The 23,545-nt window shown below is 60.0% G+C and carries 16 protein-coding genes and 2 pseudogenes; 11 read left to right on the forward strand and 7 right to left on the reverse strand.

The features are described from left to right. Positions 1-319 precede the first annotated feature (319 nt). The 7 genes and pseudogenes from FCU66_RS19435 to FCU66_RS19465 all read left to right on the forward strand — a co-directional run bounded on the left by FCU66_RS19435 (position 320) and on the right by FCU66_RS19465 (position 8,414). Complete coding sequence (locus tag FCU66_RS19435; protein ID WP_136620833.1) at positions 320-2,716, forward strand: FdhF/YdeP family oxidoreductase; 2,397 nt, start codon at positions 320-322, stop codon at positions 2,714-2,716. Between the two features lie 57 nt (positions 2,717-2,773). After that, entirely contained in the window at positions 2,774-3,337 is a 564-nt protein-coding gene (locus tag FCU66_RS19440) for a c-type cytochrome (protein ID WP_136620854.1), read from the forward strand. Positions 3,338-3,357: 20 nt separating this feature from the next. Further along, positions 3,358-4,329, forward strand: coding sequence for a cytochrome c oxidase subunit II (coxB, locus tag FCU66_RS19445; protein ID WP_425462858.1), 972 nt, complete (start codon positions 3,358-3,360; stop codon positions 4,327-4,329). Beyond that, positions 4,326-6,236: a cytochrome c oxidase subunit I gene (ctaD, locus tag FCU66_RS19450; protein WP_136620831.1), complete on the forward strand. Its 1,911-nt coding sequence runs from the start codon at positions 4,326-4,328 to the stop codon at positions 6,234-6,236. Before coxB ends, ctaD begins: the two co-directional genes overlap by 4 nt. Beyond that, positions 6,233-6,834 (forward strand): annotated as a pseudogene (locus FCU66_RS19455) (cytochrome c oxidase subunit 3). The gene ctaD and the pseudogene FCU66_RS19455 overlap by 4 nt, the downstream one beginning before the upstream one ends. 292 nt (positions 6,835-7,126) lie before the next feature. Further along, the gene (locus tag FCU66_RS19460; RefSeq protein WP_136620829.1) at positions 7,127-8,005 is read left to right on the forward strand and encodes a cytochrome c oxidase assembly protein; all 879 of its coding nucleotides are present in this window, start codon (positions 7,127-7,129) and stop codon (positions 8,003-8,005) included. Positions 8,006-8,039: 34 nt separating this feature from the next. Then, positions 8,040-8,414: a c-type cytochrome gene (locus tag FCU66_RS19465; RefSeq protein WP_246093956.1), complete on the forward strand. Its 375-nt coding sequence runs from the start codon at positions 8,040-8,042 to the stop codon at positions 8,412-8,414. Between the two features lie 68 nt (positions 8,415-8,482). Here FCU66_RS19465 and FCU66_RS19470 read toward each other — a convergent pair whose 3' ends face one another. Genes FCU66_RS19470 through FCU66_RS19490 form a run of 4 tightly spaced genes read right to left on the reverse strand, consistent with a single transcriptional unit; the run spans position 8,483 to position 11,806 of the window. After that, complete coding sequence (locus tag FCU66_RS19470; RefSeq protein WP_425462859.1) at positions 8,483-9,766, reverse strand: cytochrome c; 1,284 nt, start codon at positions 9,764-9,766, stop codon at positions 8,483-8,485. Between the two features lie 2 nt (positions 9,767-9,768). Continuing rightward, the gene (locus FCU66_RS19480) at positions 9,769-10,128 is read right to left on the reverse strand and encodes a hypothetical protein (RefSeq protein WP_136620827.1); all 360 of its coding nucleotides are present in this window, start codon (positions 10,126-10,128) and stop codon (positions 9,769-9,771) included. Beyond that, positions 10,128-11,348, reverse strand: coding sequence for an Nramp family divalent metal transporter (locus FCU66_RS19485; RefSeq protein WP_136620826.1), 1,221 nt, complete (start codon positions 11,346-11,348; stop codon positions 10,128-10,130). Before FCU66_RS19485 ends, FCU66_RS19480 begins: the two co-directional genes overlap by 1 nt. Continuing rightward, a complete protein-coding gene (locus FCU66_RS19490; protein WP_246093957.1) occupies positions 11,345-11,806 on the reverse strand; it encodes a hypothetical protein in 462 nt (153 codons plus the stop codon). The genes FCU66_RS19485 and FCU66_RS19490 overlap by 4 nt, the downstream gene beginning before the upstream one ends. A gap of 826 nt (positions 11,807-12,632) precedes the next feature. On the opposite strand from FCU66_RS19490, the gene FCU66_RS19495 reads away from it, so the two are divergent. The 4 genes from FCU66_RS19495 (at position 12,633) to FCU66_RS19510 (ending at position 16,989) form a co-directional block, all read left to right on the forward strand. Further along, positions 12,633-13,139, forward strand: a complete 507-nt coding sequence (locus tag FCU66_RS19495; RefSeq protein WP_136620825.1) for a YciE/YciF ferroxidase family protein — start codon at positions 12,633-12,635, stop codon at positions 13,137-13,139. Positions 13,140-13,158: 19 nt separating this feature from the next. Then, a complete protein-coding gene (locus tag FCU66_RS19500; RefSeq protein WP_136620824.1) occupies positions 13,159-14,709 on the forward strand; it encodes an FAD-dependent oxidoreductase in 1,551 nt (516 codons plus the stop codon). Positions 14,710-14,818: 109 nt separating this feature from the next. Further along, a complete protein-coding gene (gene xth / locus FCU66_RS19505; protein WP_136620823.1) occupies positions 14,819-15,601 on the forward strand; it encodes an exodeoxyribonuclease III in 783 nt (260 codons plus the stop codon). A gap of 176 nt (positions 15,602-15,777) precedes the next feature. Next, positions 15,778-16,989 (forward strand): NAD(P)/FAD-dependent oxidoreductase, encoded by a 1,212-nt coding sequence (locus FCU66_RS19510; protein ID WP_136620822.1) that lies wholly within the window; start codon positions 15,778-15,780, stop codon positions 16,987-16,989. Between the two features lie 550 nt (positions 16,990-17,539). Here FCU66_RS19510 and katE read toward each other — a convergent pair. The 3 genes and pseudogenes from katE to ligD all read right to left on the reverse strand — a co-directional run bounded on the left by katE (position 17,540) and on the right by ligD (position 23,520). Further along, positions 17,540-19,650: pseudogene (katE, locus tag FCU66_RS19520) on the reverse strand (catalase). Positions 19,651-19,855: 205 nt separating this feature from the next. Beyond that, positions 19,856-20,875, reverse strand: a complete 1,020-nt coding sequence (locus FCU66_RS19525; RefSeq protein ID WP_136620820.1) for an ATP-dependent DNA ligase — start codon at positions 20,873-20,875, stop codon at positions 19,856-19,858. Beyond that, complete coding sequence (gene ligD, locus FCU66_RS19530) at positions 20,872-23,520, reverse strand: DNA ligase D (protein ID WP_136620819.1); 2,649 nt, start codon at positions 23,518-23,520, stop codon at positions 20,872-20,874. The genes FCU66_RS19525 and ligD overlap by 4 nt, the downstream gene beginning before the upstream one ends. Between the last annotated feature and the right edge of the window lie 25 nt (positions 23,521-23,545).

Below are 23,545 nucleotides of genomic sequence, written 5' to 3' on the forward strand. Positions count from 1 at the left end.
CTATTCGCCTTCTGCTGAGCGCACGACGAGAATACCGGCGTCTGAGGCACGCTTTCGCCGCTGCATTCATAGTCGCACGGATCCAATATCTGACCCGTCTGTCAGCAAAGGCGCGACCTCAACGAAGTCGCGTCATCCGTGGAACCGTCCGGCAGATTCCAAGTTCTATGTATCCGGGCTCGGCGGACTGATCAGTACGTTGGATAACTCCGGGTACGTTCTCGATGTTGCTTCACTTGCCGGCGGGACATCGCGGACCGAGGACACCGGTTCGACGAGTGAGACTCATTCGGCCTCGCTCTGCGCAATGAGGCTGAAGATGACGTCGAAGACAAGGCCGGTCACGATCAAACCGTATGCAGGACCGGCGGGTGGCTGGGGCTCGGCGAAATCGGTGACCGCGATCATCGCCAGAGAACACGTCCCCTTTAAAGGGACAAGGCTGCTCTCGACCCAGAACAAACCCGAAGGCTACATGTGTGTCAGTTGCGCCTGGGCAAAACCGTCGCAGCCGCACCCACTCGAGTTCTGTGAAAACGGCGCCAAGGCGACCGCTTGGGAAATTACCTCCCGAAGGGCCGATCCGGCTTTTTTCGCCAAACACACGCTGAGCGAGCTGGAACTCTGGCCGGATCACGACTTGGAGGAACAGGGTCGTCTGACCCAGCCTATGCGGTGGGATCAGATCAGCGACAAGTATGTCCCCGTGACGTGGTCAGAAGCGTTCGGTGAGATCGGCCGGGAACTGCGCGCCCTCGATCCCCATCAGGTCGACCTCTACACCTCTGGCCGAGCATCTCTTGAAACGAGCTACATGTACCAGTTGTTCGCGCGCATCTACGGCAGCAACAATTTGCCCGACAGTTCCAACATGTGCCACGAAAGCTCTTCGGTGGCGCTTCCGGAAAGTATCGGCGCCTCTGTCGGCACGGCAATTTTGTCGGACTTCGAAAATACCGACTGTATTTTCTACATCGCCCAGAACGTCGGGACATCTTCGCCCCGGCTGCTGCACGACCTCCAGGATGCTGTCGACCGCGGGGTGAAGATCGTCACCTTCAATTTACTGCGCGAACGCGGCCTGGAACGCTTCGTCAATCCGCAGTCGCCGGTCCAGATGCTGACCGGCAAAGAAACGAAGATTTCGTCGGAATACTATCAGGTCAACAATGGCGGCGACATAGCGGCCTTGTTCGGCGTCTGCAAGGCGCTCATCGCAGCCGATGATGCCCTCAAGGCGTCCGGCAAAAGTCGCGTGGCCGGGAAAGACGGCAAGCCGAAAGACCCCGGCAATGCGGCAATGGTCGCTTTCGCGGCCTCGATGGCCTCGGTCGACAAGAAACATGTGCTGGATCATGATTTCATCAAGGAGCATACCGCTGGATACAAAGAATTTGCTCAGGCCGCACGGGCCTACCAGTGGGATGAGCTGGAGCGCGTCTCGGGGCTCGGCCGCGATCAGATGATGCAGGCTGCGGCCACCTATGCCAAATCCGATGCGGTCATGATGGTATACGGCATGGGCCTGACGCAGCACCTTATGGGCGTCCAGAACGTCAATATGATCTGCAATCTCGCGCTGCTGCGCGGCAACATCGGCAAGCCGGGAGCGAATATCTGTGCCGTCCGCGGCCATTCCAACGTCCAGGGACAACGGACCGTCGGCATCACGGAAAAGCCGGGGCTGGCTCCGCTGGATAAGCTTTCCGAACTCTACGAGTTCGAGCCGCCGCGCTGGACGGGCCGCTCAACGGTCGAGACGTGCGGGGCCATCATGAACGGTCAATCCCGCGCCTTCATCAGCTTGGGCGGGAATTTCTTAAAAGCGGTGCCGGAGACCGGAGCCATAGAAGAAGGATGGCGCAAACTGCGGCTGAGCGTTCAGATCGCGACCAAGCTCAACCGCAGCCACGTCTTGCACGGTGAGATCGCCTATCTCCTGCCCTGCCTCGGCCGCATCGAGGTGGACCAGCAGGCGACTGGTCCGCAGGCGGTCTCGATGGAAAGTTCCATCGCCCATTTCCATGGCTCGCGCGGCAAGGCGAAGCCGGCCAGCCCGGAACTGCTGTCGGAGCCGGCTATCGTTGCCGGCATTGCCAAGGCCACGCTCGGCGAGACGAAGGTTCCCTGGGACGCGTGGGTCGGCGATTATGCCGAGATTCGAGACGCCATCGAGCGGACGTACCCGGAGACTTTCAAGGATTTCAACAAGCGCCTTTTCAAGCCTGGCGGGTTCGCCAGACCGTTGCCGGCGCGCGAACGCAAATGGGTGACGCAAAGCGGTAAAGCAAATTTCATCACGCCAGACAGGCTGTTTCCGGAATTGTCTACGTCGCAGAGTACCGACGTCCTTCATCTCGCGACGTTTCGCTCCAACGATCAGTTCAACACCACGATCTATGGCTACAGCGACCGGTTTCGCGGCGTGAACGGCACGCGCCAGGTTGTATTCATCAACCCAGAGGATATTGCGCGCCTGGGATTTGCCGATGGCGAAATTGTCGATCTGACTACGGCGATCGATGAGGCTACCGTGCGCAAGGTGACGGGATTGAGGGTCGTTTCCTACAACATTCCGAAGGGCTGCTGTGGGGCCTATTTTCCCGAAACAAACCCACTCTTCCCGTTGGCTCACCATGACCCGAAGTCCAAGACACCTTCGTACAAGCTTTTGCCAGTTCGTCTTAGCCGATCGATCTTACATCCAGATGAGTGACCCATGGGGACGGAAAGCGTTACGGAGAAGGCGAACGTAAATCCGGCGTCAGCGTTGATGGTTGCCGGCCTTCTACTTCTTATCAGCTCCGGCGGGGTCTTCGGCTGGTTGCGGCAAGCAAGAGAGCTTCGCTTGGACCCGCCCGGTGTGTCCGATCTTGACCGATTCCGGCTCATGCAAAACGGCATCAGCGGAACGCCGCCCGAGAGTTATTTCGCGCTTGGCAAAGTATATGAAAGCGACGCTTATAATCTGAGCCAGGGCAAGCGTCTTTATAGTTGGTTCGGCTGTGCCGCGTGTCACGCCGACGGGCGTGGCGGTATCGGGCCCAGCTTCCTCGACGGCTGGTGGCTTTACGGACCAGAAATGGTGTCCATCGTCGCTTCCATCCGGGACGGCCGCCCGCACGGCATGCCGGCCTTTCGCGACAAGATGACGATCGAACAGATCTGGCAGCTTGCAGGATATGTCCAGACGATCGGCTCCTATACGCCGAAGGTGGCGGCGCCCAGTCGCAATGATGACAAACACACCCGCCCGGCCGAGAATCGCGGTCCGGCAAAAATCCTGTTCGACGAGGGGCCGGCAGGCGTCCATGCGGACCAGGGACCCTCGCCTTGAGAACCGCCCGACCCCTACTGTTGTCGGTCATCATTGCCGTCGCGCCGGGCTGCAGCGGCAACCAGTCGGCGCTTAATCCGCATGGCGCCCCCGCCATCCATGTCGAGCATCTGATAATCGGAACAGTCGCCGCGTGCACGGCGGTCTGGATTCTGGTGATGGTAATACTTGGCCTAGCGCTCCTGCGGCGCCGCCGCGCGGCAGCGGACAGCGCGAAGTCCGAGGCCCGGCTGACAATGACCGTGGTTGCCGCGGTCGTGGCCACCGGGGTCATCATCGCCGGTCTGACAATCGCCAGTTTTTACACCACCCGCAGCATCGGCGGCCCGGAAAGTGCCGCGCTGACGATTACCGTGAGGGGACAGCAATGGTGGTGGCAGATATTCTATGCCAGTTCCGGTGCAACGCCGGGCTTTCAGACTGCCAACGAAATCCACATACCCCTCGGTGAGGATGTAAACATTCGGCTTGAAAGCGCCGATGTCATCCATTCGTTCTGGGTTCCCAGCCTCGCCGGGAAACAGGATCTTGTTCCGGGTCGGTCCAACAGTTTGCTGTTACGAGCTGAAAAGCCGGGTGTCTATCGTGGCCAATGTGCCGAGTTCTGTGGGTTGCAGCATAGCCACATGGCGATTGTGGTGATCGCCGAGGCGCCGGTGGACTATGAACGCTGGGCGGCGGCGCAACGTGGCGATGCGATGGTACCAGCCGATCCGGACGCGGCTGCGGGACAGGCCGCTTTTCTGGCAAAACCCTGTGCCGCCTGCCACACGGTGCGCGGCACGCCGGCCAACGGCACGACCGGACCGGACCTTACACATATTGGCGCCCGGCAAACGATCGGGGCCGGGCTGCTCGAAACCACGCGCGGTTCACTCGCGGCCTGGATCGCCGATCCTCAGACGCTCAAGCCCGGAAACAATATGCCAATGGTCCCGCTGACCAGCGTGGAACTCCAGAACATCTCCGCATACATGGAGAGTCTGAAATGACGCGCGAAGATGACAGCGAGCTCCGTGACACGGCACTCGAGGCTACCGAACTGGACCGCCGCCTTACGGCGACGTGGGCAACGCCACCAGGCCTGTGGGGTGCCCTTTCGACGGTCGATCACAAGATCATCGGCCGGCGCTACATCACCACGGCCGTTGTCTTCCTGGCACTTGGCGGGTTGCTGTCCCTGCTGATGCGGCTGCAACTGGCGCAACCCGAAGCCCGGTTTATCGGGCCCGATCGCTACAACCAGATTTTCAGCATCCATGGCACGAACATGATGTTCCTTTTTGCCGTGCCCGTCATGCAGGCGATGGCCGTCTACCTCGTGCCCTTGATGGTGGGAACGCGGAGCATCGCTTTCCCGCGCCTCAATGCCTTCTCCTACTGGATGTATCTCGCCGGCGGCTTGCTGCTGTGGATCGCCTTTATGCTCGATGCCGGTCCGGATGTCGGGTGGTTCGCCTATGTCCCGCTGTCTGGTCCCGAATATGCGGCTGGAAAGCGCGCCGACATCTGGGCTCAGATGATCACCTTCACCGAAGTCTCAGCGCTCGCGGTCGCCGTCGAGATCGTAGTGACCGTCTTCAAGCAACGCGCGCCGGGAATGTCGCTTGACCGGATCCCGTTGTTCGTCTGGTCGATGCTGGTTACATCGTTTCTTGTCATCCTGGCCATGCCGGCAATCATGATCGCCAGCACGGCCCTTATCCTCGACCGGCTTGTCGAAACACATTTCTTCAATCCGGCCGAGGGGGGTGATGTGCTGCTATGGCAGCACCTGTTCTGGTTCTTCGGACATCCCGAAGTCTACATCATCTTCCTGCCGGCGGTCGGCATGGTATCGACGATCGTCGCAACGTTCACGCGGCGGCCCGTGTTCGGCTATTTGGGCATGGTGATGGCTCTGATCTCCACGGGCGTCCTGGCTCTCGGACTGTGGGTGCATCATATGTTCGTGGCCGGGCTCCCGCGGCTGGGGGAAAGCTTTTTTACCGCCTCGAGCATGGCGATCGCCATACCAGCGGGATTGCAGATCTTCTGTTGGCTCGCGACGATATGGGCCGGTCGGCCAATCTTCAAAACTCCATTTTTGTTCGTCATCGGCTTTATGGTCATATTCGTCATTGGCGGGCTGACCGGCGTCATGGTGGCGTCAGTCCCGTTCGACACGCAGGTTCACGACACCTATTTTGTCGTCGCGCACTTTCATTATGTTCTGGTCGGCGGCGCGGTTTTCCCCTTGCTCGGGGCGATTTACTACTGGTTCCCAAAGTTCACGGGCCGGATGATGAGTGAGACACTTGGCCGATGGGTGTTCGGCCTGATCTTTGCTGGCTTCAACCTGACTTTTTTTCCCATGCACATTCTCGGCCTGCGAGGCATGCCGCGGCGCATCTATACCTACCAGCCGGAAATGCCGTGGTCCGGCCTGAACATGTTAATCAGCCTCAGCGCTATCATTCTCGCCGTAGGGTTCCTGTTGTTTTTTATCGACGCGATACGCAGTGGCAGGTCAGGTGCCCCCGCGCCATCCAACCCCTGGGGCGCCTCGACACTCGAATGGGCGACCTCGTCGCCGCCCCCGCCGTACAACTTCGCCCGGACGCCCGTGGTCGGCAGCCTTGAGCCGCTGTCGGATAACCCAGACATGCTCCCCGTCGCGGCGGGCCTCCGCGTTGATTGTCGTGAGCTGCTGGTTACCAGCGTCGTGGAAGCGATTCCAGAAGCGCGTGAACCATCGTCGGGGGATTCGATCTGGCCACTATGGGCAGCACTCGCCACCACAGCGACGCTGATCTGGTCGATCTTCACCCCTTGGGCGGTTGTCTGGGGCTCGATACCAGTTGCGATCGCACTCATTGGCTGGTTCTGGCCTAAGGGCACGTCGGAGGACGATTCATGAAAGAGAAAATCGTCCTCGACCTGGGGGAGCTTCCATCGCATGGCCTCGGCCCGCCAGTGTTTCCTGGTGGGGAACGCTGGCGTTCATGCTCATCGAAGGCACCGGCTTTGCGCTTTCGATCGTCGTTTATCTCTACCTCATGAGCCTGGCACCGAGCTGGCCCCTGAATGCCGCACCGCCCGACCTGCTCGCCGGTACGAGCCTGACAGCTCTGTTGGTGGCAAGCCTTGTTCCCAACCTCTTTCTCGCCCGCTGGGCGCGCAACCAAAACTTGCTGAAGGTTCGTGTCGGCCTCATCGTCATGTCCTTACTTGGGATAGCGCCGCTGATCCTACGTGCCTTTGAGTTTCCGGCAATGCACATCAAGTGGGACCAAAACGCCTACGGCTCAATCGTGTGGGTCATGCTCGGCCTCCATACGACGCACATTCTGACCGATCTGATCGAGACGCTCGTGCTGACCTGCCTGATGTTTTCACGGCATGGCGACAATGGGCGGCGTTTTGGGGATGTCAGCGACAATGCAATGTACTGGAACTTTGTGGTTGTTACGTGGTTGCCAATGTATGCGTGTCTCTATTGGGTTCCACGGCTATGACGAACAGTTGGCTTCGATATGCCGGCCTTGTCGTGCCGCCCCTCGCCTGGGCGCTCAGCACTCAGCTTGGACAAATTACACCCTACATTGATTGCCGACAGACTGTTTCCTGGACCGCTGCCTCTTGCGCCGCACTTCTCGTCGCGTCGATCGCCGGCGTCGCTGCGTTACGTCCCACGTCAACGGGATCGGTCAAATCAAACCGCTTTGTTGTCGACGTGGGTTTTCTGATTGCACTGGCGTTTGTCTTTGCACTGTCATTGCAGGGGGCGGCTACGATGCTGCTCGACCCATGCCAGCGCTGATCTGCATACTGATCTTCTTCATGATCGCTACCCCTGCGACAGCGCATGGAGACGAGGCGCATGGCTCGGGGTTTCCCTGGACATTTGACCCGTGGATCGTCGTCCCGCTTGCGATGCTTGCTATACTCTATGGCGTCGGCATCATGAGGTTGGCGTGGCGAGCCAGACGGCCTGGCGGCATGCTCATCCCCGCCTTGCTGTATTGCGGCGGCATGGTGACACTGGCGGGCGCGCTGCTATCGCCGCTTCACTGGCTGGGCGAGCACCTTTTTACCTTCCATATGATTGAGCACGAGATCGTCATGGCCGTTTCGGCACCCTTGATCGTGCTCGCGCGGCCGGTTGGTATCCTGCTGTGGGGTTTGCCCACAGCCGCACGTCAGGCGGTCGGGTCGGTGATGCGCTCCGCGTTGATACGCGGACCATGGGACTGGTGTACGGGCGCCACGAGTTCAACCATCCTTCATGGCGTGGCCATCTGGGCCTGGCATGCACCGGTGTTATTCGACGCGGCCGTGACCAACCCGACCCTGCATGGCCTCCAGCATCTCAGCTTCCTTGCGACCGCGATATTGTTCTGGTGGGCGATTGTCTGGCGAAGCGATTATGGGGCTTCAGCCTGGCATCTGTTCGCGACCATGATCCACACCGGCGTTTTGGGCGCCTTGATCGCACTCGCCCCACACGTCCTCTACATCGCCCAGACCCACGCGGCGATGACCTGGGAGCTGACGCCCCTGGAGGACCAGCAATTGGCAGGCATTATCATGTGGGTGCCTGTCGGCACGATCTACGCCGCGGCGGCGATGACGATGTTGGCGCTGTGGATTCGTCGCTCGAGCGAAAGAAAGGCGCAAAATGTCTGATCTTCCTGCGTCTCCCTCCGGTCGCGCCGCATTGATGGCCGTTGCCCTGGTCGCGGCATCGGCTGCATTTGTCGCGGCCAATGTCGCGCGCGACAACCACACCCAGGCGGCCGTAGCCAAAACGATGACCGGCGGCGATCCCGAACGCGCGCCGGAAATCTTTCGCCGCTACGGATGCTCCGGTTGCCACACGATACCCGGCATACCGGGAGCGGACGGCCAGACCGGTGCGCCGCTCACCGGGTTGTCAAAGCGTGTGTACATTGCCGGCGTGCTGGAAAACAATTCCGACAACCTTGTCGCATGGATCGTTTCGCCCCGGAGCTTCTCCCCGCAGACGGCGATGCCGGCGACCGGCATCTCGCAACAGGAAGCCAAAGACCTGGCCGCGTATCTCTATGCTCAGTGAGCCTTGGATGTTTTCACGCAATTCCGGTTGCGGACGGAAAACCGGTTCACATTTTTGCTAGCATTGCTTCAAGGATGCGGCGTCGCAACGGGCGCAAGAGCTTTGATGTAACGTGCGATCGCCTGGCGGTCGCCGTCAAGCAGCATTGTCGTGTTGGTCACGACATCGGCCATGGAGGATCCGACGCGACCGTGGTTGGGCGTTTCCCCCGTTTTGAGCATCGTTGCGATGTCGTTCTCTGTCCATTCTCCTAACCGGTCCTGGGTGATGTTCGGAACGAACCCCGTGCCTTGAGGATCGATGCCGCCGGCAAAGCGGGTATCCGGCTTAATTGCGCCCATCGCGTTCCGTGTAGAGTGGCACTCCGCGCAATGCGATACGGTCTCGACGAGATAGGCGCCGCGATCATGTACAGGGTCCCCGTCGAGATGCGCAGCGGTTCTTCCTTGGCTAAAAAACAGCAGTTTCCAAATCCCGACGGATCGCCGAATGCTGAACAGGATCGCGGGACTATGCGGCGGCGCACGCCCCGCTACCTTTGGGAGGGTCTTGAGATAAGCGTAAAGGTCCCTGACGTCCGCGGCTGTCATGCTGGTAAAGCTCGTGTAGGGAAAAGCGGGATAGTAGTGTTTACGCCCTGGCGACACGCCGCCGATGAGCGCATTTGCCAGGTCGGTAACGCTCCATGCGCCGATCCCATCGACGGGATTGGGGGAAATATTGGGAGGCCGAAACGTGCCAAACGGTGAAGCCAGCGCCATACCGCCGCCAAGCCTCAGGCGGTCAGGCTGTCCCGGTGTTGCGTGACAGGAAGAGCAATCCCCCGCATTGAAGACCTGCTCACCGTTGGCGACATCGCCTGCGCCATCGAATTGTTGATCCTGATCCGAAAACGGGGGCCGCGCCGCGGTCATGTACCACAGGGCTGCGCCGGCAACGCCTGCACACAGGAAAACTGCGAGAGCAAATTTCCACACAGTGTTCATGCTGGCGTTCCGCCAGCGGTCCGGCGGCGACGCCTCGCTCTTGCCTTCCATTCCGACCTTCATGTGAGAAAGTTGCTCAAGGCTGCATCGCAGCCGAGGCCGGGTTGGATCGGAGATATCGAGCTTGTCCCAGGGTATGCGGTACAGGCAATCGCGGTGGCGCAGGTGAAAGAGATCCAGAACCGCGCTGCCAATAGCCAGGGCGGAGAGGCGCTCGAAAGCGGCAAAAATGCCGACGTGGAATTCGGTAACGAGCAGATCGTCACCGTCACGCTCTGCGCGTATCTCCTCTATGTGACCGACCTTCTTGCCGCTCAGCGAGAGCACCCGTCGACCGGCAAGATGTTCGAGGTTGACGGTGACCATCCTCAGGCTCCCGGGATGCGGCCGATGACGTGGTCGCGCAGCCAGTCCTGCCAGTCGAAGATCGCCGTCCGACGCACGTCGATGTCGACTTTGATGTCGACATCAATATCGCGCACCTTCTTCCAGGCTATGCGGTGGGGCTCGGCATGGCGCTCCCCGCCAAGCCTTGCCGCGAGCCATGCCATCCAGCGCCCCGGCCGCGCACCCAGGCGGCGCGCCAGCGTGATCGCCCCGAGTTCGATCGCAACGATCCTTGGCGGCTTGTCCGGCCTCAGCTCGGCCACCAGTCCGTCTACCTTGCCGATCTTGACCTGCTTGCGGTCAACGACCTGTTTGTCCAGTAGATCGCGCAGCAAATCCATCACGAACCTCCGAAAATCTGCAAGGGAATGGTCACCACGGCAAGGACGAAGCCGAGCGCGATGATGAAGATCACCGCAGCGTTCGAAATCATGCCATTGCGATGCTCACCGACATAGCGCTCATCGTTGAGCAGGAAGAGAAACGGCACCACGGTAAGCGGCAGGCTGGCAGCCGTTACGGCCATGGAGAAGATGGTGAGTTTCAGCGGATCGAGGCCAAGCGTTATCGGGATGGCGGCAAGCAGCAGCGACAGCGTATAGATACCGCAGAAGGCGGGATCCTCGCGGGGCTTGAGGTCCTCGCCCCACGTCCATCCGAAGCCTTGGGCCACCAGATATGCCTGCTGCAGGCCGATTTCGAGTGCAGCGCCGAAGCAGGCTATGGCAAGCGATGCAATGAACAGGACAAAGCCCCAGAAACCGAATGTCGGGATCAGCAGCAGGGGCAATTGGTGGTAATCGTTGACCTGGTTGATGCCGTGCGCGCCAAGCACAAGGGCGGCCACGATCAGCACGCCGACCGAGATCGTGCCGCCGAAGGTCATGCCGAGGCCGGCAATGGCGCGATTGGTGCCGAGGTAGGTTTTGTTCCAGTGATCCTCGATGGCGCCCGAGGAATAGAACGTGAAAAGGTAAGGCGATATCGATGCGCCCAGAATACTGACTGCCATGAACCAGTAGTTTGCCCCGTCATGCTCCGGGAGGCTGGGTATTGCGCCGGCCGCAACCGCTTTCCAATCCGGTTTCAGCATCACGGCGGCGACCACGAAGCAGAGCGTGACAAGACCGAGGATCGCCACGCCCTTCTCGATGAAACCGAACGTGCCTTTCCAAAGCAGCAGCCATGTCAAGAAGGCCACTGGCAGCGCCCACCATTGGAAGCCTATCCCTGTCGCAAATTCCGCCGCGATCGCAACGCCGCCGATCTCTGCCGACATCACCATGAAGTTGACCAGCAAGGTGGCAAACAACGGCCACAGGAAGGCGTTGAATCCGAACCGCTCGCGGATTGCGTCGACGATCGTGTGGCCGCTGACGGAAGCGAACCGGCCAGCCATCTCGACCAGGAAGATGATGCAGATCGTACCCAGCAGGATTGCCCAGATCAGCCGGAACCCGAAAGTCGCACCGGCTTGCGCTGCTGTCGCCATCGACCCGACCTCGAGGAAGCCGCCAACGCTGGTGACGATGCCAAGCGAAATTTCAACCAGCTTCTTCATGATTTCGGCGCGACATATTTGGTATAGGCGGCGAGTTCGGCAGTAGCCGTCCGAAGGTCCTGCAGCGCCTGACCCACCTGTCGCGGGTTGCCAGCCTCAACCCCCGCCTGGGCGCGCCTTGCCGCAGCAGACAGCTGGCCGATCGCCGTGACGACACCACGTCGCTCGCCGGGTTGATCAGAGTTGTCAGACTGGAGCTGCCGTCTGGCCTCGGCAAGGATTTCGGCCGTCGATTGCAATGCCGCCGATGCATAGTCCGACGGTGCGGCGCCGGCGGCCCAGGCGTCCACGACCATGGCCGCCGTCTGCGAAGCCGACGCCGCGATTTTTGATTGCTGTTCGATGGGCTCCGAAGACGAACAGGCCGCCAATGCGAGCAGGGTCAGCAACAGGTAGGAGCGCCAAAGCCAAAGGTTTTTGTCACGGGAAATCCCTGCGGCTAGTTGCATGGCAGCCATCCAGTTATCCTCCGGCCAAACTGTGTTGCGGACGATGTCTGCTGGAGGCGTTGACGTGCGGGACGACGGGCATAGCCGTTGCGTTTCCCTCCGTCTGGAGCATATCTGCACCTGATCGGTATGATCGGTGACATCAGGCGCCCCGGACTACAGATTTCGGCTTCCTAGGAAAGCGGACCACGTCGATGGGCGAGGTCGATTGTGACATCCCGGAGGGATTGGGACCGGCCTGCTCGCCACCGTCTGGCCCACGAGGGTGCAACGTCACAACGTTTGGCGCCGATAACGCGGTCCGCTGTTCGAAAAGGCGCACAAGTTGGGGGTGGAGGCCGTCACTCCGGCGCGAGGCCATCTCGTGAAGAAATAGGAAGCAATGCATTGCGTGTCCTTTCCACGCCAACGTCTTCATCGATGCCGTGCAACCGGACTGCTGCTCCCCAGAGATCGAGTATCGCGCCGAGGTCTGGTTTCGCCCGCCTGCCTCAATATTGGAGAATAAAAGCTGCCGCCGCCGGAAGGTTCCGCAGCGCTGCACAAATTCACCCGTTAGGGCCGACGGCGACGCCGATCAATGCCGGCAGGCGTTTGCCCGTATGGCCAAACTGGTGGGCTTGCATATTGGCTCATTCATACTTGCGCGGCTGACATCTCTGTCCGGATCTTCCTCGGGGCCGGTAAAGGCCGATGACCGATACATGCGGCCGAGATCGAACAACCCGTCAGCCCCCGATAAGTGCGTCGAGTGACGCCTGACGAATATTGATTGGAACAGCTTTTCCAGCCGTGCGTTTCGCCCAACTCATCTCGCCAAAATGGAGTGCGTCCCATGGGACTTTTCACGAAAGACATCGAGACGATGGACGATCTCTTCCTGCACGTTCTGCAGGACATCTACTATGCCGAAAAGCAGATCGTGAAATCGCTGCCTCACATGATCGAAAAAGCGACCAGCCGCGACTTGACCGCCGCGTTCAAGAGCCATCTCGGGGAGACCGAGATGCATGTTCAGCGTCTGGAGCAAACGTTCGCACTGATCGGCCAAAGTCCCAAAGGGACTACGTGCCCGGCAATCGACGGCATCATCAAGGAGGCCAACGAGATTGCCGGTGAAATTGCGGAGAAGAAAGTGCTGGATGCCGCATTGGTGGCCGCTGCTCAGGCGGTCGAGCATTACGAGATTACACGATATGGAACACTGATCGCCTGGGCCGAAGAAACCGACAAAGGCGCGGTGGCAAAGCTTTTGACAACAACCCTAAATGAGGAGAAAGCGGCTGACAAAAAACTGACGGCGATCGCCGAGCGAAAAGTCAATCAGAGGGCTGCCAGCTGATCAATTCAAAGCTGCCAACATGAACGCGCGCGGTGAACAGATCAAATCTCTGTGGATGAGGATTGAGGTCGATCCGGACGCTCCCCGTTTCGTGGGCAGACAGCGTTGCGACACGGTCATCATCGGGTCTGGAATTGCGGGACTTTCTGTCGCCTACGAGCTAGCTGCCATAGGCCACAAGGTCATTGTCGTTGATCGCGGGCGCATAGCTGGCGGCATGACCTCGCGAACGACAGCCCACCTAGCACCGATTTGCGACGACGGGCTCAGCACACTCATGAAATTGCGTGGCGAGGCTGTTGCGAGGGTCTTTCAGCAAAGCCACGAAGCTGGTGTCGCACGCATAGAACAGATCGTTGACGCGCTCCGCATCGACTGCAACTTCCGCCGACTGGATGCCTTCCTGTTCCCGGCAATGGGTACCGATCCCAAGCAGGCCCGCGATCAGCGCCAGAAGGAATTTAAGGCCGCCCGGAAGGTTGGGGCTGCTGCCGAGCTTGTGACCGGTGTGCCGCTCAAAGGCTTCGAAAAGGCACCGGTCCTGCATTATCCGAACCAGGCAACTTTCCATCCGCTCCGGTATCTCCGAGGCCTTGCCGACGCGATCCGGGACAAGGGCGGTCTCATCTTCGCAAACAGCGCAGTGATCTCGGTTGATGAATTGCCGGGAGGCGGAGTGCGGGTGTCGGCTGAGAACGGCGGCTTGATTGAAGCGTCAAACGTGGTTGTTGCCACCAATTCGCCGATCAACGATCGCTTCGAGTTGCACACCAAGATGTCGCCGTACCGAACATACGCCATGGCCTTCGTGCTGCCTCGTGGGGACCTTCCCGATGCACTCTTCTGGGATACCGGTGATCCCTACCACTACGTCCGCCTGAACCCCGGTCCTGGCTTAGTGGATTATCTCATTGCAGGCGGCGCCGACCACAAATCGGGCGAGGCCGACGACGGCGAGGTGCGGTTCGAGGCCATCGAAGCATGGATACGAGCTTTGGTCCCAACGCTCGGCAAAGAAGTGACCCGCTGGTCGGGACAGGTCCTGGACACGATTGATTATTGCGCCTTCATTGGTCTCAACCCGGGCAGTACATCCGTCTACGTCGTCACCGGCGATTCGGGACAAGGCCTGACGCATGGCGCACTTGCCGGTCTTCTCATAGGGGATCTCATCGTCGGCGCATCTAACCCTTGGACTGCAGTTTACGACCCAAAGCGTAAAACCCAATCCGGGGTCCTCAACTACGTTCGCGAAAACCTCTCAGCGGTGAAGAGCATTGCCGGCTATTTGCTGCCGGGCGAGTTGAAATCATTGGCTGAGCTTTCTCCCGGCCAAGGCGGAATCTTACGCGATGGAATGCGCAAACTCGCGGCCTGTCGAGACAATGCCGGGAAAGTCCATCTGCATTCGGCCGTGTGTACCCATGCGGGATGCGAGGTCGCCTGGAACACCGCCGAACAGTGCTGGGACTGTCCTTGCCATGGCTCGCAATTTGGTCCCGATGGCGTTGTCCTGAACGGTCCTGCTGTGCTGCCCTTGCAGCCGGCTCAAGTTCGGCGTTCGAAATAATGACGGCGCGCCCCCGAGGTATTGAGGACCGTAGTGAAGCGCAGTGTCGGCGTTTTTATATGCCAATCGGAAGAGCCTCCCAAATGCCAGAGTATACGAAAGGTCCCAGATGGTCCGTATCGCAACGTTCAACGTGAATGGCGTCAACGGCCGGCTGCCCGTGCTCCTCAAGTGGCTAGGCGAAACCGGGTGCGACATTGTCTGCCTTCAAGAGCTGAAAGCGTCGGACGCGAAGTTTCCTGCCGATGCGATCCGGCAAGCCGGCTACGGCGCGATCTGGCACGGTCAGAAGTCTTACAACGGTGTAGCAATCCTGGCCCGGGGAAAAGAGCCGCTGGAACGTCGGCGCGGCTTGCCTGGGGATCCTGACGACACTCACAGTCGCTATATTGAGGCTGAGGTGGATGGGCTTGTCATCGGCTGCCTCTATTTGCCCAACGGCAATCCAGCGCCTGGGCCTAAATTCGACTACAAGCTCCGGTGGTTCAATCGTCTGGCCGAATATGGCCAGCTGCTGCTCAACGATGGCAAGACCACGGTTCTATGCGGCGACTATAATGTGGTTCCAGCCGCGCTCGATGCCGTGGCGCCAAGACGATGGATCGGCGACGCAGTCTACTTCCCGGAGAGCCGGCAAGCCTATTCCGGAATGCTTGACAGCGGCTGGATCGACGCCATCCGACACGTTCACCCGGAACGAGCCATCTACACCTATTGGAACTTTTCCTACCGAGGCGGTTACGATCAGAGTTCTGGCTTGCGAATGGACCATCTTCTTTTGAGCCCTTCCCTTTCGGAGCGGCTTCGCGGTGCTGGCGTGGATGTCGAGACACGAGGATGGGAGAAGCCGAGCGACCACGCACCAGCCTGGATTGAGCTTGCCTGGCCTTGACGAACGGCGCCGATCCTTTAGCGTCCTCTCCTTCGAGGATCTACCGCGCTTCATATTGCCCCGCCGGTTAACTATGGTGGGGATCACTGTCGGCAATGCCGCCTCTCCGGGAGCGGCGGGCTTTTTGTAGGAGCATAAACGCGCCAACAGACCCCGAGCGCTACCAGGAGATTGTCATGCCCCGCAAGCTCGATCTCAGAAGCGGGCGGCCGGTCTGGTTCGCCTACAGGGCGCCTTCGGTGCCTGTTGAAAAGCTCACGCGCGACGTGAAGACCGACGTGCTGATTGTCGGCATGGGCATCAGCGGCGCCATGATGGCGGAGGCGCTGACGCGCGACGGCCATTCGGTGATCTTGATCGACCGGCGCGGCCCGCTGCAGGGTTCGACTCCGGCAACGACGGCGCTGGTGCAGTTCGAGATCGACCAGCCGCTGATAAAACTTTCGCGCATGATCGGCCGAGCCTCTGCGGAACAGGCCTGGCGACGCTCGCGGCTTGCCGTCCTGAACCTCCGTGGACGTATCGCCGAACTGGGCATCGACTGCGGCTCAACCGGCATCAAGTCGCTCTATCTCGCCGGCAACGCGCTCGGACCTTCGCAATTGCACGATGAAGCCGAAGCCCGCAGGCAGGCCGGCGTCGGTGCAACCTACCTGAGCCACGAACCATTGGCGGAAAAATTCGGCATCGACCGCGGCGCCGCCATTCTCAGCCATGACAACCTCGCGCTCGATCCGCGCAAGCTCACCGCCGGCCTGCTGCTCAAGGCGATGGAACGCAAGGCGGGGTTTTATGCACCGGTCGAGGCGACGACCATCGAGGACAGTCGCGACGAGGTTGTTATCGGCAGCAGCCTCGGCCCGACCATTACGGCCAAGCATGTGGTGCTGGCGACTGGCTTCGAACTGACCCATATCGTGCCGGCGACCGCGCACCGCATCATCTCAACATGGGCAATCGCCACCCGTCGGCAGCCGCGCAACATCTGGCCGGGCGCCGCCTTCATCTGGGAAGCGTCTGAGCCCTACCTCTATATGCGCGTGACCGCGGACGGGCGCGTCATCTGCGGCGGCGAGGACGAGGATTTCACCGACGAGACCTGTCGCGACTCACTGACGCCGGACAAATCCGTGCGCATCGCCGAAAAACTCGGCCGACTGTTTCCGAATCTGGACACCGGGCCCGAATTTGCCTGGGCCGGCTCCTTCGGCACTACGACCACGGGACTGCCCTATATCGGCGCGCTGCCGCAACATCCGCGCCTTCATGCGGTGATGGGCTATGGCGGCAACGGCATCACCTTCTCGCAGATCGCCTCCGAGATCGTTTCCTCTGCAATCGGCGGTGCCGGCGATACGGATGCGAAGCTGTTCGCGTTCAATCGTTGAGGCGATTTCCACCTTCAACATGTCAAGTTTAATAGACCGCAGCCGGCAGGATAGGTTCGTTTCATGGGCTGCGGCGTTGGGGTTGGGCCGCTGCAGGTTGGCAACCCGCCGCGCCGAAAGGCGCGGCGGGAACCGAACCCCCCTCACGTGCATAACAATGGTAGCAATCCGTTAGAAACGAATGGCGGGAAGCTGCGTCATCTCGATGGGCGGACAATGGCGCATGACGAATGTCCGATGGCGGTTGCCTTACAATAGGAGCGTGCTGTCCGCTGGGGCCAGGCGATCGCCGAACGGCCGGATGGCGAACTGATTTCGATAGCCGTTAACGGCGGCCATGATTGCGACCACGCTGCGAGGCATCGTGCGAAACCCAACGCCTCCGCCGCCAGACGTTGCAGGGTGAGCTCCGCTGTCATCATGCGGTTCCTGACGCCAGGACAATCCCTTTATGGGGGTCTCGACTACGAATGCGAGGCAACTCCCAACCAGATCGAAGCGATGGCTGTAAGCATTCGACCACTTCGTGCAAGACTCGAATCGGGGGCGCCTACACCTTGAACGCCGGCTCTCGCGCCCAAAGACGCAGCTTCCGGCACGATGTCACGAAGTCGTCGATACCTTCCTTCGCGTCGAGCGGGATCAGCCCCTCGTCCGCATCAATTGCAACTCCGGCTTTGACAAACAGCGGGAAGGAGGCGGGCGCAAACGCTATGAATTTGAGATGGGCAAAGGCATCCGCAACGAAGTCTCGCGCGGCAGCCTCGTGGGACAATCGCTCTGCGCCGTCTTCCGAAAGCAGAACAGCCACGGCGTCGAATAGAACCGAAGGTCCGCCGTCGATCATATGCCGGGCCTCGACCCAGCTTCCATCGGCGGCCTCCACGCCGCAGATTTTCGGCGCAATCACCTCCATCGTCGCCCCTTCCTTTTCGATCGCTGCCTGGAGCTTCTTCAACAACACTGCATCGCAGCCCGCGCTGACGAGCACCCCGACCTTGCGGCCGGCGAAGCTGTCCGGGCCGTTCTCGATGATACTCAGCGCGGGCGACGGTTCCAGGTCGTCTCTTGTCGGGACAGCAGGGTCAGCCGGCTCCGGCATTTTTCTGATGCCGAGTTTGTCGGCAACGGTGACGGCCAAGCCCTCGTCGATGTTGAGAAGATGGGCAACCATCCGCTCGCGAATGCAAGGGGTTTCGACCTTGCTCAGCTCGAAGGTTAAAGCATTTGCGATATGGCGCTGTTCGGGGAGGCGTCTGGCTGTTGAAGAACTGGCGCGCCTGACTGTAGTGGTCGGCGAAGCTTTCGGCGCGCAGGCGAACCTTTGGCCCTGCCTCAGCATCGGGGAACGATCGGAATCCGCGCTGCGGTGACTCTCTTGGCCCTTCGCCGAACGAATTCGGCTGGTAGTTCACCCGACCAACAGGATTGCGCATGGCCATATGGCCGTCCTGCTGGAAGTGGGCGAACGGACACTTTGGCGCGTTGATGGGAATATGCGTGAAGTTTGGGCTGCCCAGCCGCTTCAGCTGCGTATCCAGATACGAAAAATTCCGGCCCTGGAGAAGCGGATCGTTGGAGAAGTCGACGCCGGGCGGGACATTCTGCGTCATGAACGCAACCTGTTCGGTCTCGGCGAAGAAGTTGTCGGGCATGCGGTCGAGAACCAGGCGACCGACCGGGATCGGCTCAAGGATTTCTTCCGGGATGATCTTGGTCGGATCCAGAACATCGAACTCGAAACTGTCAGCGAAGTCCTGGTCGAACAATTGCACGCGCAATTCCCATTCCGGGAAGTTGCCGGATTGGATGGCCTGCCAAAGATCGCGGCGATGAAAGTCGGGATCGGCGCCGTTGATCTTGACCGCCTCGTTCCAGACCACCGACTGCAGGCCAAGCTTCGGCTTCCAGTGAAACTTGACGAAGGTCGACTCATCCTTTGCATTGACGAAACGGAATGTGTGTACGCCGAAACCTTCCATGAAGCGGAAGGAGCGCGGGATCGCGCGGTCCGACATCACCCACATGATCATGTGCATGGATTCGGGGGTTAGCGAGATGAAATCCCAGAAATTGTCGTGCGCCGATTGCGCCTGCGGAAAAGCCCGGTCGGGCTCCTCCTTCACGGCATGGACCATGTCTGGAAACTTGATGGCGTCCTGGATGAAGAAAACCGGAATGTTGTTGCCAACGATGTCCCAGTTGCCTTCCTGGGTGTAGAGTTTGACTGCGAAGCCGCGGACATCGCGCGCAAGATCAAACGAACCCTTGGACCCGGCAACCGTGGAGAAGCGCACGAAAGCCGGCGTCCTTTCCCCGGCACGTTGGAAGATGTCGGCGCGCGTGTATTTGGCCAACGACTCGTAGGTCTCGAAATAGCCGTGGGCGCCGTAGCCACGCGCATGGACGACGCGTTCTGGGATGCGTTCGTGGTCGAAATGGAAAATCTTCTCGCGAAAGTGAAAGTCCTCGAGGACAGTCGGCCCGCGGGCGCCGACCTTCAGCGAGTTCTGGTCGTCTGCGATCGGACCTCCCTGCGCCGTGGTCAGGATGTCGATGTTGCCGTCGGCCACCTGGTGCAGTTCGCCGCCCTTCCCCCCGGATAAGGGTTTGATCATGAACTGTCGTGGTCGTGGGATTGGTAGTTGCCTTGCGCGCCATGCGATACTCCTCCGATGTGCCAAACGAGATATTTAGCAACCATCGACGGCGCTACATGTTCCGACGAATTGCGCTTTTGCCTCCAACGAGCCCCGCCGAGGACCGAAGGGGTCAGGCAATGCCGCAAAAGAACCAGAGGGCAACGACCTCATTCACAAAGAGACCACGCACAGTGTGTGGCCTCCAAGCCGCGCAATCAGGCTCCTCACACATTCGATATCTGTTCGAACGTGCACTGCTTTGGGTCCTTGTCGGGGCGCCATCGTAGAAATTTCGTGCCATGTCGGAAGCGATCGCCGGTGACGTGATCGAAACGGACTTCGGCGACCAGTTCAGGCCGCAATGGTTCCCACTGTCCGCTTCTTTCAGTGCTCCAGCGGCTTGGGCCGCCTGGCGCTTTGCCCGTAAAGCCCGGGGGCGATCGCAAAGCTTCAAGTTCCTGGGTCAGCTTTGCGCGACCTTCCGGAGGGATGCTCGAGGTGAACCCCACATGGTCGAGTTCGCCGCTTGTATTGTAGAGACCTAGCAGCAACGAGCCGACCTCGCGGGACTTCGCCAGATAGCGAAAGCCGCCTACGACACAATCCGCAGTGCGAAGGCGTTTGACCTTGACCATGGCGCGCTCGCCGGGCCGATATTCATCATCGAGTCGTTTGGCGACAACGCCGTCCGTTGACTCCCGACCTGACTCTGCAAGCCACTTCGTTGCGGTCGCCAAATTTTGCGTGCAGGGCGACAGCTCAAGATCGGTGCGGTCAACCGACTTTATGAACGCTTGCAGCGCCCGGCGCCGTGCAGACAGGGGTTGATGCATCAAACTGCTACCGGAACTGGCCAGCATATCAAACAGGATCAGCCTGGCCGGCGTTTCGACTGACAGTTTTCTGATCCTGCTTTCCGCCGGGTGCAGCCGCATCTGCAGCGCGTCAAATGAAACCAGGCCATCGACATCGATGACGATCTCGCCGTCGACCACGAACTCTCTCGCTTGCAGGTCACGCAACATCGTAACGATTTCGGGAAAATAGCGGCCGAGCGGCTTTCCCGACTTTGCCCGCAAGTCCACATCATCGCCCGCTTTGAAGGCCAGGCAGCGAAACCCGTCCCATTTGGGTTCGTATTGCCACTGGCCGGTGTCACTTGGCAGCGCATCTGCAGTCTTTGCCTCCATCGGCGCGGTGTCCAAGGGAAGGGCGAAGCACGGTTTCACAGCGTTCGATTTCATGCGGCAAACTTTGTCGAACCGATGCGTTGGATCGCCGTGCTGATCGACCGCGCGCCCTCGGCATAGTCGGCCCACGCGATGGTCTTCTCCAGGAGGCTTGGCACGGTACGTACTGTGTATTTTTTCGGATCGAGATCACCTCTGACCTGACTCCATGTTAGCGGCATGGATACCGTCGCTCCTTCCCTTGCACGAGGCGATAGCGGGGCCACGGCCGTCGCCATGCGATCATTTCGAAGGTAGTCGAGGAAGATCCTGGACGTTCGCAATTTCTTGGCCATGTTGACGAGGTAAAGGTCTGGACTGTCTGAAGCCATTTGCACGCAGACGGCCTTCGCGAAGGCCTTGGCCTCCGGCCATGTCGTTTTGCTGCGCAGACTGGCCAATGGCGTGACCACATGCAGGCCCTTCCCTCCCGTCGTCTTGCAAAAGCTCACCAAGCCTAGGTCCTCAAGACGATCCCGCATTTCCTTGGCGGCCAGGACCACGTCCGCAAAGGCGACTTCCGGACCTGGATCAAGGTCGAAGACAAGTCGCCCGGGCACTTCAGGGTGATCGGGCTGACAGTTCCAGGGGTGCAGCTCCAACCCTCCTATCTGGGCGATCGCTGCCAATCCTTCAACACGGTCGATTTGCAGATATGGCTTGTGGTCGCCGAAGACCTTCACGAGCTCCAACAGATTGGACGTGCCCGGCATGGCGTGGCGCTGGAAGAACTGCTCGCCGGCAAAGCCGTCCGGCGCTCGCACGAGCGAACATGGTCGACCTCTAAGATGTTTGATCATCCAGGGGCCAACGGCTTCAAAGTATTCCGCCAGGTCGAGTTTCGTGACTGGCTGGCCCCCATCTCCGGCATTCGGCCAAAGCGGTTTGTCCGGTTTGGAGATGATCACGCCCATGACGACCGGATTTTTTGCCGTGCGGCCGGTTGCCTTTACGGGTTCGGCAATCTGGGTCTCTTGAGGATCGGCTGGACGCTCGGCCTCGACATCTTTCGCAGACTTGTCTTCTCGCAATCCCTTGAAGGCGGCCTGCCTGACGTTGCCACCACCGGTCCAGCCGGCGAACTCAATTTCCGCAACCAGTTCCGGCTTGGTCCAAAAGATAGTTGAGTCCTTTTTGGGTGCTCCGTCGCCTGTAAACGGCGACTTGTCCGTCGTCATCTCCTTCAGCCTTGGCAGCAGCTGCTTGACCTTGGCCTCGCTGTAGCCAGTCCCGACGCGCCCGATATAGGCGAAATGCTCACCTCGATTGACGCCGACCAGCAGCGATCTGAACTTGCCATTGGTTGTCGACCAGCCGCCGATGACCACCTCATGACCAGCCCGACATTTCGATTTTGCCCAAGTGTCGGTCCTTCCCGACACGTAGGCTGCATCGGATTTTTTGGAGACAATGCCTTCAAGCGAAAGACGACAGGCGGAGCGCAACACCGCATCGCCGCCATTGGTGAAGTGCTCGACATAGCGAATGAGATTTTCCTCGGCACGCTCGACTTCACCAAGCAGCGCGCTCAGCCGCTCCTTGCGTTCAGAGAGAGGCAGCTTACGCAGATCGATACCGTTCGCGAACAGCAGGTCAAAGGCAAAGAAGATCAGGTCCTTCGTCCTGCGCTCCGACAATGCGGCTTGCATGGCAGCAAAGTCGGGCGCCCCGTTTTCGCCGAGCGCCACAATCTCTCCGTCGATGATCGCGTCGGGAAGTCTGGCCGCCTCCTTTGCGATGGCACCAAATTTCTGCGTCCAGTCGAGGCCCTTGCGGGTCTTCAGGGTGGCAGTTTTGTCTTCGACCCGCAATTGCATCCGATAACCATCGAACTTGATTTCATGAACCCAATTCGCCCCTGCTGGCGGCCGCGAAAGCGTGGCGCAGAGTTGTGGTGCGATGAAGTCGGGCATCTTCACACCGGCAGCGGGCGCGGCCTTTCTGGAACGTGGAGGTGGCTTTGCCAGCTTCGCGGCGCGTTCGTCGGCGAGATGACCTCGATTGCTATCCCACACGGCATCCGCATCGGCCACCGTTGAGCCTTCCATCATGAACGGCTTCGGTCCGGCACCCTTTCCCGCGGCAATCTTGTCCATGCTCCGCCCGGAGGCGACGGATCGATCCTGTGCCAGCACCGCGTCGCCATTGCCGTCTGTCGCGTATTTGTCGCGGTGCTTGATCAGCAGCCAGTTGGTCCGCTTCCCCCCGTTGCGGTCATGCTTCATGCGCACCAGGACAAAACTGCCGTGCAGACGCTTGCCTTCGAGGGTGAATTTAAGATCGCCTTTTTCCAAAGCCTGTTCGGGAGACATGAAGCCTTCCGGCTCCCAATATCCACGATCCCACAGTTGCACGGTGCCACCTCCATACTGCCCCTTGGGGATCGTGCCTTCGAAGTCGCCGTAGTCCAGCGGATGATCCTCCACCTCGACCGCCAAGCGTTTGTCCTGAGGGTCCAGTGACGGGCCTTTGGTGACGGCCCAAGACTTGAAGACACCGTCGAGCTCGAGACGCAGGTCGTAGTGCAGGCGCGTGGCATCATGTTTCTGGATGACAAACCGAAGCCGGTTCGATGTCGCAATCGAGCGCTCACCGCTGGGTTCATTGGTCTTGGTGAAATCCCGTTTCGCCCGGTAGGTGGAAAGCTCGCTCTTTGTCATGTAAGTGCCTCGGCTGATGACGCAA

The sequence above is a fragment of the Mesorhizobium norvegicum genome (assembly GCF_004919685.1).
In the GTDB taxonomy this organism is placed as follows: domain Bacteria; phylum Pseudomonadota; class Alphaproteobacteria; order Rhizobiales; family Rhizobiaceae; genus Mesorhizobium; species Mesorhizobium norvegicum.

What these genes read in the sequence shown, in the direction of transcription:
- FCU66_RS19435 (WP_136620833.1), top strand. Translation starts at nt 320, where the DNA reads ATGACGTCGAAGACAAGGCCGGTCACGATCAAACCGTATGCAGGACCG.
- FCU66_RS19440 (WP_136620854.1), top strand. Translation starts at nt 2,774, where the DNA reads ATGGTTGCCGGCCTTCTACTTCTTATCAGCTCCGGCGGGGTCTTCGGC.
- ctaD (WP_136620831.1), top strand. Translation starts at nt 4,326, where the DNA reads ATGACGCGCGAAGATGACAGCGAGCTCCGTGACACGGCACTCGAGGCT.
- FCU66_RS19460 (WP_136620829.1), top strand. Translation starts at nt 7,127, where the DNA reads ATGCCAGCGCTGATCTGCATACTGATCTTCTTCATGATCGCTACCCCT.
- FCU66_RS19465 (WP_246093956.1), top strand. Translation starts at nt 8,040, where the DNA reads ATGGCCGTTGCCCTGGTCGCGGCATCGGCTGCATTTGTCGCGGCCAAT.
- FCU66_RS19470 (WP_425462859.1), bottom strand. Translation starts at nt 9,766, where the DNA reads ATGGTCACCGTCAACCTCGAACATCTTGCCGGTCGACGGGTGCTCTCG.
- FCU66_RS19480 (WP_136620827.1), bottom strand. Translation starts at nt 10,128, where the DNA reads ATGGATTTGCTGCGCGATCTACTGGACAAACAGGTCGTTGACCGCAAG.
- FCU66_RS19485 (WP_136620826.1), bottom strand. Translation starts at nt 11,348, where the DNA reads ATGAAGAAGCTGGTTGAAATTTCGCTTGGCATCGTCACCAGCGTTGGC.
- FCU66_RS19490 (WP_246093957.1), bottom strand. Translation starts at nt 11,806, where the DNA reads ATGGCTGCCATGCAACTAGCCGCAGGGATTTCCCGTGACAAAAACCTT.
- FCU66_RS19495 (WP_136620825.1), top strand. Translation starts at nt 12,633, where the DNA reads ATGGGACTTTTCACGAAAGACATCGAGACGATGGACGATCTCTTCCTG.
- FCU66_RS19500 (WP_136620824.1), top strand. Translation starts at nt 13,159, where the DNA reads ATGAACGCGCGCGGTGAACAGATCAAATCTCTGTGGATGAGGATTGAG.
- xth (WP_136620823.1), top strand. Translation starts at nt 14,819, where the DNA reads ATGGTCCGTATCGCAACGTTCAACGTGAATGGCGTCAACGGCCGGCTG.
- FCU66_RS19510 (WP_136620822.1), top strand. Translation starts at nt 15,778, where the DNA reads ATGCCCCGCAAGCTCGATCTCAGAAGCGGGCGGCCGGTCTGGTTCGCC.
- FCU66_RS19525 (WP_136620820.1), bottom strand. Translation starts at nt 20,875, where the DNA reads ATGAAATCGAACGCTGTGAAACCGTGCTTCGCCCTTCCCTTGGACACC.
- ligD (WP_136620819.1), bottom strand. Translation starts at nt 23,520, where the DNA reads ATGACAAAGAGCGAGCTTTCCACCTACCGGGCGAAACGGGATTTCACC.